The sequence below is a fragment of the Algoriphagus mannitolivorans DSM 15301 genome (assembly GCF_000429425.1).
Classification (GTDB): Bacteria; Bacteroidota; Bacteroidia; order Cytophagales; family Cyclobacteriaceae; genus Algoriphagus; species Algoriphagus mannitolivorans.
Genome location: NZ_AUBV01000017.1, coordinates 42132 through 54402 on the forward strand (window position 1 = coordinate 42132; position 12271 = coordinate 54402).

Here is a 12271-nt window from a genome sequence, read left to right on the forward strand (position 1 = left end):
TTTAGAAATTGACATTAATACCCAAAAGGAAACTTCTTGGTATTGGATACCTACCAGAATCGGTTCCTCCTTCTTCTGGATTCAACCCTGTATATTGGGTGAAATAGTGGAGATTGCTTCCCGTGAAGTATGCCCGCACAGAGGGGATTTTTAGAGGGCGGAGAATACTTTGGGGAAGATTGTAGGCCAAAGTCACTTCTCTTAAGGCTAAATAGTCTCCTTTTTCGTAAAAAAATGTACTTCCCCGGAAGGAGTTATTCTGGGCTAGCTGGTCTGCCCACATGTAACGGGGATATGCCGTTTGGTCGCCCTGGTTTTGCCAGGATAGGGTAGTTTCCTTTAATATTCCGATATCCCCCTGAAATTGACCGTTAAATCTGGCTCTGGTTTCATGGTAAATTGTATGTCCTAATGCAAAATCAGTACGGACTGTCAGGCTTAGACGTTTATAAGTAAAGGTGTTGTGGAATCCACCTGTGAACTTGGGGAAAACATTTCCTGCGTACACTCGATCTCTGCTATCGATAGTGTCGTTTTTATCCAAATCAGCCCAATTGACATCTCCACCAAACTTCTTTTTGTTATTTCCCGGAACCAACAAGTCCAATGGAGCTTTGCTGGCTTCTTCGTCAGTTGCAAAGACATTCAAATATTGATAAGCGAACATTTCACCTAATCTTCCGCCCTCTTGTAGCCCCCCTTTCCAAACATACTGTCCAATTCTAGGATCGAAGACCAATACACCTCCGATTCTGTTATTTTCGTTGGCGTTTTCTGGAAGTTCCAAAATGGTGTTTAGGTTTTTAGCAGCCACAACAGAAGTGTTCCAGGCAAAATCATTCTTTTGAATAATTGTGGCATTTACTTCCAACTCTAATCCCCTGTTTCTCAAGGATCCCAAATTGGTCAGGATAGAAGAAAATCCAGTGGACTGGGGTAGTTCTAAATTTGTTAAGAGATCATCAGTGATTCTGTCGTAATAATCAAAAACAAGGGTGACTCTGTTGTCGAATAGCCCCATATCTATTCCCAAATCAAATGTTTTTGATCTTTCCCACCGTAGATTCTGGTTAGCCATTCGGTTATTCATAATGGCGGCTCCATCATTATATCTTGAGCCAACCGAATACAACCCTTGTGCATGAAAATCTGAAAGGTTGCCTATATTTCCATTGACTCCGTAGCTTGCTCTGAGCTTCAAGGAAGAAATTTGTTTAGGAGATGCAGACCAGAAATCTTCTTTGTGGAGATTCCACCCAGCCGATACTCCCGGGAAAAATCCCCATTTATTATTTGCCCCAAGATTAGAAGCTCCATCTTGCCTTGCAGATGCAGAGAAAAGATACTTCTTGTCAAAATCATAGTTTATTCTCCCAAAGAATCCTATTATCCTTTGTTGAGAATGGGATGAGGATACTGCCGTAGGCTCTGCTGAAGCATTTAGGGTTGGGATAAGATCTGAGGCTGCGCCTCTACCAGAGGCTGAGGCTGAATAATTTTGACGATCATAATAAGATCCGCCGACTTTTCCCTGAATGTTGTGGAGACCAATGGATTTGGTATAAGTAAATACTCCGTCAAATTGTCTCTGCCAATAAAGAGAATTGCTGAAAGAAGCTGCTCTGGAATCAATAAATTGGGTAGGGGTATTATAAAATGACTTTTGGAAATCATTCACTGTCCCCTGTACAAAGTACAAAGAGGCTATGGGTTCGAAGGTCAAATTTGGAAGCAATTCCCAATTCCCTCCTGCAGATAGAGTAACTCGATTTGTGGCATTGAAAGCGGTGGATCTATTCAAATGGTATAGTGGATTTCCCATACTTCTGTTTTGCCCGGTTGCAAGGGATCCGTCCTCATACCTAAACTTTGCCGTTGGCGGCAATCCCAGAGCTCTTTGAAAAAGTTCATTTTCACTAAAAACCTGAGTGTTGGAAGAATTGGTAAAGTTTAATCTCCCATACACTGAGAGTTTGTTGTTTACCTCAATATCCCCATTCATCCTGACCGTAAATCGTTTAAAGTCGGTGTTGATGGCAACTCCTTCACTGTTTAGGTAACCAATCCCCATGTCAAATCTTGCTTTTTCAGAACCACCACTTACTTGGATATAGTGGTTTTGTGAATTAGCCTGGCGGAATAGGATATCTTGCCAGTTTACTTCATCAAAAATGATTGTTTTGGAAGGATCCACAGGATCTGGCATAGATTGCCATCCTTCATTGAGTTTATACTCGTTTTGTGGTGTTAAATATTGCGGGGTAAATGCAGTATTGTTTGTCAGATTGTTTCCTATTCCAAATCCGTTTGCCTGATTCAATCGGAACAACTGTCCGGGGTTTTTTTCGGCCAAACGCATAATTCCGGTTCGGTTGAAATAGATATAATCCCGGGCTGAAGCCATGTCGTATTGGTTCCACATTTCAGAGATTCCAAAGTTGTACCTGTAGGAAACAGATGTTTTCCCAGCTTTTCCGGTTTTAGTGGTGATGATGACAACTCCGTTAGAACCTCTCGCTCCGTAAATAGCCGTAGCTGCCGCATCTTTTAATACTTGAAATGTTTCGATATCATCTGGATTGATGTCGTTCATTTGGGTTCTGATAACCCCATCGATAATATAAAGAGGTTCAGCGCCATTGGGATTGTTAATGGAAGTCCCCCCTCTGACAATTACTCTTGGAGCGGACCCCGGCTGACCACTGGTGGTCTGAACCCGAACTCCTGATACTGTACCCTGCAATGCAGAAGCAGCATTGGCAAAAGGTATATTTTCCAATACCCTTTGATCCACTTTGGATACTGAGGAAGTGAGAGTTTCCCTTGATTGTTCCCCATATCCAATGACCAAAACCTCATTTAGGTTTTGGGAATCCATTTGAAGAGCAATATCAAGTTTTGATTGTGCCGTGACTTGAATTTCTTTGGAGGTATATCCTATATAACTGAATCTAAGTCTGGCACCCGGAGCTATCCGGATAGAATAGGCTCCATCCAAATCCGTTACCGTCCCGGTTGTGGTCCCTATTATCAATACGTTTACACCTGGGAGACCTTCTCCCGTGCTTGAATCTGTTACCTTACCGCTTACTTCTAGATCTCCTTGAGCATATCCTATTTGGAAGATCAAAGAGAACAGAAGAAGCAGTAAGACGCGTTGAAAGTCAATGTACTTCATGCTGTGTTTGTTTGAGTTTATTGTAATTGATGATTTCATCTTGGTTTTGACCTTACCTTTGTAAAGGCAAAAAACCTGTTCAAACCTACCGGGTTGGACAAAAAATCATGGTAGTAAATCGTCCCGAAAAAGTAGTGTTACCGTCTGGGAAGGAGGAAAATCGTCCTTTTTTAAGGGGGTATTAGTCCGTAGGTGGTGAGGTAGGTGGGTAATAATGATGAAATGCCTTTTACCTTTGAGTAAATGATTTTTGGAAAAAGGAGAAGATATCGATTAAAAACAGGGAGGACTCAATTGAATGGATTGAGGTTGTTTTTCTATTTATTTCTTATTGGGGCAAAGGTTTTTGGTCAAGGCCTTATAGTAAAAGAAGGCAATTCACCTCTTCCACTAAAATTCGCTCACTTTTCAAGCAAGGACGGGCTTCCACAAAATTCAGTGTTGGCCATATATCAAGATAAGACAGGATTTATCTGGATGGGAACAGATGATGGGTTAGCTAGATTCGATGGATACCAGTTTCAGGTTTACAGACAAATTCCTAATCAGCCTGGTGCTTTACACAATAATGTAATCCGAGCAATAATCGCCGATCCTTTAGGGTATTTATGGATTGGGACTGAGGGAGGGGGGATTTCAATAATGGATCCCCAAAGGGAGAGATTTGTCAAATTTTCTGATTTGTCTCCTTCATTATATGAATTAGCCTCTGCCAAAATCACCAGTCTGATCAAGGATGAAAATCAGAATATATGGGTAGGTACAAATGGAAACGGTGTCTTTAAAATCAGTTTGGATTTTAGCCACTCTAAAGAAATAAATTCATATCAAAATAGTATAAAGCTTCAGCATTTCGGATCTAAAAACTCAAATCTCGGAGACGATAAAATTTGGAAACTATTTCAGGATAGACAAAGAAATATTTGGATAGGAACATTGGAGGGTGGGGTATACCAAATTCCAAACGGAAAGGGATCGCCAAAAAAGGTGAACCTTAATATACAAGGAGATCTAATCCAATCTGTTAAAAGCTTCTTTGAAGATGAAAAGGGAAATTTTTGGGTAGGTACGGAGAAATATGGGTTGTTTTACAGAAAAGCTGGAGAACTTGATTTTCGGCAATTACCATTGCCTGAAACACGGAAAGTTTTTCAACAAGAAGGGTTGAATATTACCAGTTTTGAGGAAGATCATTTAGGGCATCTTTGGATTGGAACTTTAGGGAGAGGCTTGTATATCCTAAATCAAGATTCAAGTGAGATTTTTCATTTTGAAGATGACCCTAGCGATCCATATAGCCTGAATGGAAATTCGGTTTATACTCTTTTTAAAGATAAGTCCAGAAATTTTTGGTTGGGCATGTATTCTGGGGAAGGATTGAACAAAGTTTCACCTACTCAACAACAATTTGAACATTACCGGTATGATCCAGATTTGCAAAAGGGGCTTTCTGGGAAAATGGTAAAATCTATTCTTAAGGATGATGTTGATAATTTATGGGTGGGTCTTTTTAATGGGGGATTAAATTTACTTCCTGCAAGGAGCTCCCGGTTTTCTTATTTTACTGCAGGTAATAACGGAATGCTGTCCCATAATCATGTCCAATCTATTTTTCAGAGATCAAATGGTGAACTATGGATAGGCACTGATGGAGGAGGGATAACTATCTATTCCCCAAAAACTGGATTAGTTTCCTATTTAAAAAACAACTCAAAAGATAAAAATTCATTAAGTAAAAATGAGGTTTGGTCTATAGTTGAAGACCGAAAAGGGGGGATTTGGATTGGTACTGCAAATGGAGGGGGATTAAACCATTACAACCCTGAAAAAGGAACCTTCCGGCATTTTGTAAGCAAATCTGAGGATCCAAATAGTATTCTGTTTAATGATGTAAGATCATTATTAATAGATTCCAAAAATAACCTTTGGGTAGGTACTTATGGTGGAGGATTAAGTAAAATTGATTTAGATACTGAGGAATTTCAGCATTATGTTCACCAGACAAACGTCAAGACAGGAATAAGTCATAATATAATAACCTCCATCTTCGAAGACAAAAAAGGATTTATTTGGGTGGGAACTTTTGGAGGAGGACTGAATAGGATTAACCCCCTGAATGATAATGTTAGTGTATTTCGGGAAAAAGACGGACTTCCATCCGATATTGTCAAAGCGATATTGGAAGACAACCAAGGTCAGCTTTGGATTAGTACAGTTAAAGGTTTGTCTGCATTAAATCTTCAAAATTTTACTTTTAGAAATTATAAAGAGGAGGACGGGCTTCAGTCAGAGGAGTTTAACCTTGGTGCAGCTTTTAAAGATAAAGAGGGAAAGCTATATTTTGGAGGAATTAATGGGTTGAATGCTTTTTTCCCAGACAGAATTCAACCTTACCCAAGTCCTAGGACCCCAGTACTCACTTCATTGAAAGTATTAAGTAAAAAAGTAGGCCCATCTCAATCCAATGGTGAAGGAAATTTTCTGGAAAAAAGCATTACCTATTTAGATAATATAGTCTTACAAAGTGATCAGAACTCATTTGAGTTTGAGTTCAGTGCACTTGAATATATGTCTCAGGAAAAAATTAAATATGACTACCAGCTAACTGGATATGATCAGGATTGGATAGAAACAGATTCCCAAAGAAGATTTGCAAATTATGCCAACCTTTCCAATGGAACTTATCTATTCCGAGTCCGAGCCCATTACGAAGGAGAAGAGAATTACTCTCCCATCAAAGAATTAACAATTACAGTTTTACCTCCTTGGTACAAATCAGATTTTGCCTATTGTCTTTATTTCATTTTGTTTCTTGTGATAGGATATACAGTAAAATCTTTTGTTTCTTGGAGAATCAGGCTTAGAAATGACCTTAGGTATGAAAGGTTGGAAAAAGAAAAACAAGAGGAGGTTAATCAGTTGAAAATGAGATTTTTCACAAATATTTCCCATGAACTTCGAACCCCCTTAATGTTGATCAAATCCCCATTGGAGCAGTTAGTTCAGCGGTTTGATCTTCCAAAAGATGCGAAAAGACAATTGGACTCTATCCATGCCAACGCGGCACGTCTCCTTAGGCTAATAAATCAATTATTGGATTTTCGAAAACAAGAAACAGGACATCTTAAATTGTCTGTCAAACGAGTTGAAGTCGAGAAATTTTTACATGAAATTAAAAACTCATTTGATGTAATTGCAGAACAAAAAGGAATTAGCTTCTCCCTTCGGATCCAAGATGATGTTCCAAGTTTCCTTTGGTTTGATCCAGACCAAATGGAAAAAGTGTTTTTTAATCTCATTTACAATGCTTTTAAGTTTACGCCAGAATTTGGAGAAATTGTACTTGAGGTTGAATCAGGCGAATTCAATAACGGCGATTTAAGTAATACTATTAAAGGAGTTTATTTTCATGTTAGGGATAATGGTAGAGGAATTCCAGAAGATCAAATAGAATATATTTTTGACAGGTTTTTTCAAGTGAAAGAAAAAGGAAGAACTGAATCTACCGGTACCGGAATTGGTTTGGCACTTTCTAAAAATCTTGTTGACTTTCATAAGGGTAAAATTTCCGTAAAGAGTATTCCAAATGAGATTACCGTTTTTACTTTATTTCTCAGAGAAGGATATGAGCATTTTGAAAAGCATGAATTAGTTCACGAGGATGATTTATCCTTGGAACAAGAGTGGGTCAAAACCGAAGTTGCAAGACTTAGTCTTGCTAGCTCCCAATCTATCACCAGTTTTTTGAAATCAGAAAAGAAAGAAATAGGATCAGATAAAATTCTTGTGGTAGAAGACAATCCTGAGCTTTTGGAATTACTAGTGACAACTTTGAATAAGCATTTTAATGTTTATCCTGCAACACACGGTAAGGAGGCATTGGATTTTATTCAATCTCATGACATTGATTTCATTATTTCAGATGTCATGATGCCAGAAATGGATGGGGTTGAACTTTGTGCCAGAATTAAGGGTAATCTACAAACAAGTCATATTCCTTTTATACTATTAACAGCGAAAAGCTCATTTGAGCATCAATTGGAAGGGTATGAGGCTGGTGCAGATGACTATATTCCTAAGCCTTTTAATTTGGAATTGTTGGTATTAAAAGTGAAAAATCTATTAGATACGAGATCAAAAATTCATCAACAATTTAAAATTACCCCTGAATTAACTCCAGAAATCCTATTGAATAGTCCTCCAGATGAAAAATTTATCAAGGATGCTATTAGTATAGTGCAAATAAACCTTGAAAATGAAGGATTTGTTATCCAAGATTTAGTAAGAGAGCTGGGTGTAAGTCGAACTTTGCTTTTTGAAAAGTTTAAATCTTTACTGGGACAGACTCCGAATGAATTTATTCAAACCATCAGGCTGAAATATGCTGCGGAATTAATCAAATCAAATCACTATAAAATTAGTGAGGTGGCATATAAAGTGGGGTACTCTGACCCAAAATATTTCTCGAAATCGTTTCAAAAACAATTTGGAGTTACTCCTACAGAATTTAAAAAGCGAAAAAAAGAGGTATTTCAACAAAAATCAAAAAGCTGATGTATTTCAAAGTAAATCAGATCTCATGGGCTGAATTCTTGGATCTTTAACGATTGATTTCCTAAAAAACCTCCAAATCACCAATACTCCAAGCCCAATCATGTTCCTTAGGAACAAAACCATGTTGGATTTGCCTCAAGGTTACCAAAGGACCCAAGGACAATTTTGGCAGAAACTTCATTCCCAAGGAATGATTCGATTTAAGGCCAGAATAAGAAATCATCCTACAACCTGACGCTAGAATTGCCTCTTGGAGCATTTTTTGGAGTTCCTGCTCAGAAGAATGACCAAATTCTTCAAGCGTATAAAAGTCACAAATCCTAAACTCATTCCCCCATTTCCCTTCTTTTATCCTAAAAACCAAAAGAAAAGATCTGCCATCACTTAGAAAGTAATAGGGGAAAAGAGGACAGTTTTCGTATCTCCAGGATAAAAAGCCGGGTTTGAGTTGTGTGGAAAAATCAGTGCTTCTGTCTGTTGAAAATTCTAGTTTTTCTATCAAATTCCTGATTTGATTCCAATCCGAATCTGGGATCCTGGAGTTAGAGTTGGTAGCCAGTCGAAATCCAAGAAAGAGAGGGAGTTTTCCGGCTTTTTCCCATCCCAATTTGATATAACCCGGAGTACTCTTCTCATTTGGAGTATTAAAGATCGTATCTAAACCTTCATTTCTGATTTCATCGATTAAGCCCAAGGTGAGTTTCGTGAATACTCCTTTTCCCTGAAAATCAGGATGTACAGCAGTGTCAACTGCTCGACAGGCTTTGATCGTGGTTTCGAGATTGGCAAAATCCCAGCGTAAAAAGCTCCGAACTCCTATAATTTGCTCATTTTCTGTGGCTAATAGGACAGGAGAAGGGCCAAAAGGGTTTTCTATATGCTTCCAATTCCAAAGTTCTATGGATTTTGGCAACAGACTTTCTCCAAGTGAAAGCCGCAAAAGGTCTACAATGGCGGGGATATCTTCTGGATTGGATTTACGGATTTCCATGATTTGAAGATATAGGAATTCATAGTCCTCTCATAGTGATTTGGTCTGAATCAGATTGTGGGCATTGGTTTTTAAGGTGATTTTGGCGTTTTCCATGAGCATCCGACAATCCATTTGCAGCCTAGGAATCGTTTATTACCTTACTGAATTATTGCCTGATAAAAACTCGGGGATAATCAGATTTCTTTATATTTGATTTGTTGTTTCAACTCACCCTACATGATTCATCGAATATTTTTGATAGGTCTGATTGCATTGGCCAGTTCTTGTATTAGTAACAAAAGAATTACTTATCTCCAGAATATCACAGATAGTACTTCTTACGGTCTGAACGAGTTCATACCTTTTGCAGAAGTAGATTACAAATACATTCTTCAGCCATTTGACATCGTCCAGATTGATTTTGCGAGTTCGGATCCAATACTGGTAGAAGGATTTGCATTCCAGCGATCTCAGCAGCAGGTTGGAGGTATAGGAGGAGGAGCTGGGGGATCGGGTAGTGATCCGCTCTACATGAACGGATATTCTATTGATGCAATGGGGATGGTTGAAATTCCTCGGATCGGAAAAGTGAAAATAGCCGGTTTGACAGAGGAAGAAGCGAAAGATTTGGTACAGGAGAAGATTAATTCCTTCTTCAAAGACGATGTCTTTGTGAGATTGAGAATTGCAGGGATTCGATATACTACCTTGGGAGAGTTTAACCGAGTGGGAGTTCAGATAATATATAAAAACAGAGCAACGCTTTTCGATGCACTTGCTAATTCAGGAGAAACCACTTTGTTGGGCAAAAAGAATCAATTGTTTTTGATTCGACAGTATGGAGATGGAGTAAAAATTCACCAAATTAACTTGAATGACAGGGCCTTGCTGGCAAGCCCTTTTTTCTTCATTCAGCCTAATGATATTTTGTACATGGAACCGATGAAAATCAGGCAATTTGGAACCGCCGATAACTTAACTGCCTCTTTGGCATTATTTGGCGGGATTTTAGCTTCAATACTTTTAATCGTAAATTTGGTTACGGGGGAGATATAAACGATGGAAAAGCTAGATCTCAGTCAGTTAGACAATGAAGAAAAAGCATTAGAGATTCGGTATGTGGTGGCCAAATACATTCGATATTGGCCATGGTATGCGTTATTTATCTTTCTTTTTGTTACCGCAACGTATATTTTTCACCGATACACGGTAGATGAATTTGAGGTTTCAGGCTCCATTGTAATCAAAAACAACAATACCCCAGAGGCAAGGATCCTGGACCGTTCCAATATTTTTAATCAGGGAATTAACCTTGAAAATGACATTCTCCGCTTAAGATCAAAGAATTTGGCTCATTTGGCCCTTCAGAAAGTTCACTTTGATGTGGAGTATTACGCTAAAACCAATATCAAAGACATTGAGCTTTATGATAGATCTCCGATCCGGATCCAAGTCGATTGGGATCATTTGCAGGTGACAGAGACAATTGTGGAGCTGGAGATTCTCTCAGAAAATAATTTCAGACTTTCCCAGGCTCAAGGTGGCTTGATGGATTTTAATTCTGTCCAAGCAGCAGGAGATGAATCCATTTATGACAAGACTTACACTTTTGGGGAGGTAGTGGAGACGCCTCGGTCTAAGTTTACTGTCTTTCTCATAAACCCGGGAAGAGTTGGTGAGGTCATTCTCTTTAAATTGGTGAATCCTTCCGCACTAGAGGACCGATGGGCTCGAGCTATTCAGGTCAATACAGTCAATGATTATTCCTCAGTACTGAATATCACGACCACTACCAAAGTGGTAGAAAAAGGACGGGATTACATCAATGCCCTGATGCAGTCCTACATTGACTATGACCTCAATGAAAAAAATAAAATCCAGGAAAACTCCATAGACTTTATCGAAGAGCAATTGGGGTATTTGGAAGATTCCATGAAAGCAAAACAGCGGGAATTGCTGAGCTTCAAGGTTTCCAACAAGTTATTGGACGTGTCAGCAGAATTTTCCAATATCTTGGGTAAAATGAATGACCTGGATGAGCGAAAAGCTCAATTGGATTATCAGCTTCAGTATTTTGAAGAGATCCGTGAGTATATGGCTCAGAAGAGCAAAGACTTTTCAGACGTAATCGCTCCTTCTGTCATTGGTGTTCCAGATCCCTTGTTGAATGGTTTGATCCAAACCTTGGTCACACTTTCTCAAGATAGAAGAAAGCTATTGGCGACCGTCAATGAAAACCATCCCGAAGTCATCAAGATAGACGTACAGATGCAAAAAGTGCAGGATGCCCTTTTTGAAAACGTGGTCAATCTTATTGAAAATACTAAAAAGCAAAAAGCGGGGATACAGCGGGAAATCCTAACCTATGACTCTGAATTTTCCAGACTTCCTGAGTCAGAATCGAAATACACTGATATCTACCGGGAATTTGAATTAAGAGAAAATATCTACACCTACCTTCTGGAAAAAAAGGTGGAGGCTGGAATAGCCCGAGCCGCAAACGTTTCAGATAATGCCATTTTGGACGTTGCCAAAAGAGGAACTTTGGTTTTCCCTAAAAAGACCCAAAACTACGGTTTGGCGATCGCTTTGGGTTTCCTGCTTCCTTTTGGTTTTGTCGTTATCAGGGACATGTTTGATGATTCGATCAAGGATCAGCGAGACCTGAAAAAGCACTTTATGATTCCTCAGTTGGGGGTAATTGGTTATAGTACCAAAGGAACCAATCTGGTAGTCTTGGATCACCCCAAATCAGCTGTTGCAGAATCTTTTAGATCCTTGCGTTCGGCAATTACCTATTTGGCTTCTGGGAAGAACACAAAAAAGATTCTGGTGACCTCTTCTGTTTCCGGTGAAGGAAAAACCTTTACCTCGCTGAACCTGGCCTCAGCAATGGCCTTAGGATCCAAAAAAACAGTAGTGGTTGGAGCCGATTTGAGAAGACCCAAATTGGCATCTTACTTTGGACACTCCGAAAAAGTAGGTTTATCTACTTATTTGATCGGTAAGGTGGAGGCAGAAAGCATTGTTCTTCCAACCTCCCATCAAAATCTCTATTTTGTTCCAAGTGGGGTAATTCCTCCAAATCCTGCCGAACTTCTTCAAACCAATCGTCTTAAGGAGTTTTTGGATTATTTAGAATCCAAGTTTGACATTGTGGTTTTTGATACCCCCCCAATGGGCTTGGTTTCTGAAACCATAGACCTGATGCGCCTCTTTGACATTAACCTCTACGTAGTTCGTCAAAACTACACCAACAAGGATCACTTGGTCATGATCAATGACTTGTTTAACAATAAGCAGGTTAAAAATGTATATGGCGTATTTAATGGCATTATCAACTCTGGATACCATTACGAAGGCTATAACTATGGCTATGGTAACACCTATCTCTATTCCCAAAACAACAAGTATATGTACAATTACTATGGGGAAGATTTGGAGACCAAGCGTAAGAAAATCAAGACCTCAAAGAAGTTTGATCCTGTTCAGACGATCAAGAAATTCTTCAGGATTAGATAAGAATTAGGAATTAAGGCATAAGTTTTTTGGAGGCTTGTTGATTG

General features: G+C 39.0%; 5 protein-coding genes. 3 read left to right on the top strand and 2 right to left on the bottom strand.

The genetic code is table 11. The features are described 5' to 3' along the window. Position 1: 1 nt before the first annotated feature. Entirely contained in the window at positions 2-3178 is a 3177-nt protein-coding gene (locus G458_RS0116415; RefSeq protein WP_026952854.1) for a SusC/RagA family TonB-linked outer membrane protein, read from the bottom strand. A gap of 243 nt (positions 3179-3421) precedes the next feature. Between G458_RS0116415 and G458_RS21080 the strand changes: the two genes are divergently transcribed. Further along, positions 3422-7732 carry a hybrid sensor histidine kinase/response regulator transcription factor gene (locus tag G458_RS21080; protein ID WP_051287396.1) on the top strand — a complete coding sequence of 1437 codons (4311 nt, stop codon included), beginning with the start codon at positions 3422-3424 and terminating at the stop codon, positions 7730-7732. A gap of 61 nt (positions 7733-7793) precedes the next feature. Here the strand turns inward: G458_RS21080 and G458_RS21555 are convergent, their stop codons facing one another. Then, the gene (locus G458_RS21555; RefSeq protein ID WP_026952855.1) at positions 7794-8723 is read right to left on the bottom strand and encodes a GNAT family N-acetyltransferase; all 930 of its coding nucleotides are present in this window, start codon (positions 8721-8723) and stop codon (positions 7794-7796) included. 219 nt (positions 8724-8942) lie between these two features. On the opposite strand from G458_RS21555, the gene G458_RS0116430 reads away from it, so the two are divergent. Together G458_RS0116430 and G458_RS0116435 are read left to right on the top strand one after the other, a co-directional pair. After that, positions 8943-9761, top strand: a complete 819-nt coding sequence (locus tag G458_RS0116430; protein ID WP_035468395.1) for a polysaccharide biosynthesis/export family protein — start codon at positions 8943-8945, stop codon at positions 9759-9761. Between the two features lie 3 nt (positions 9762-9764). Next, complete coding sequence (locus G458_RS0116435; protein ID WP_026952857.1) at positions 9765-12227, top strand: GumC family protein; 2463 nt, start codon at positions 9765-9767, stop codon at positions 12225-12227. The last annotated feature ends 44 nt before the right edge of the window (positions 12228-12271 follow it).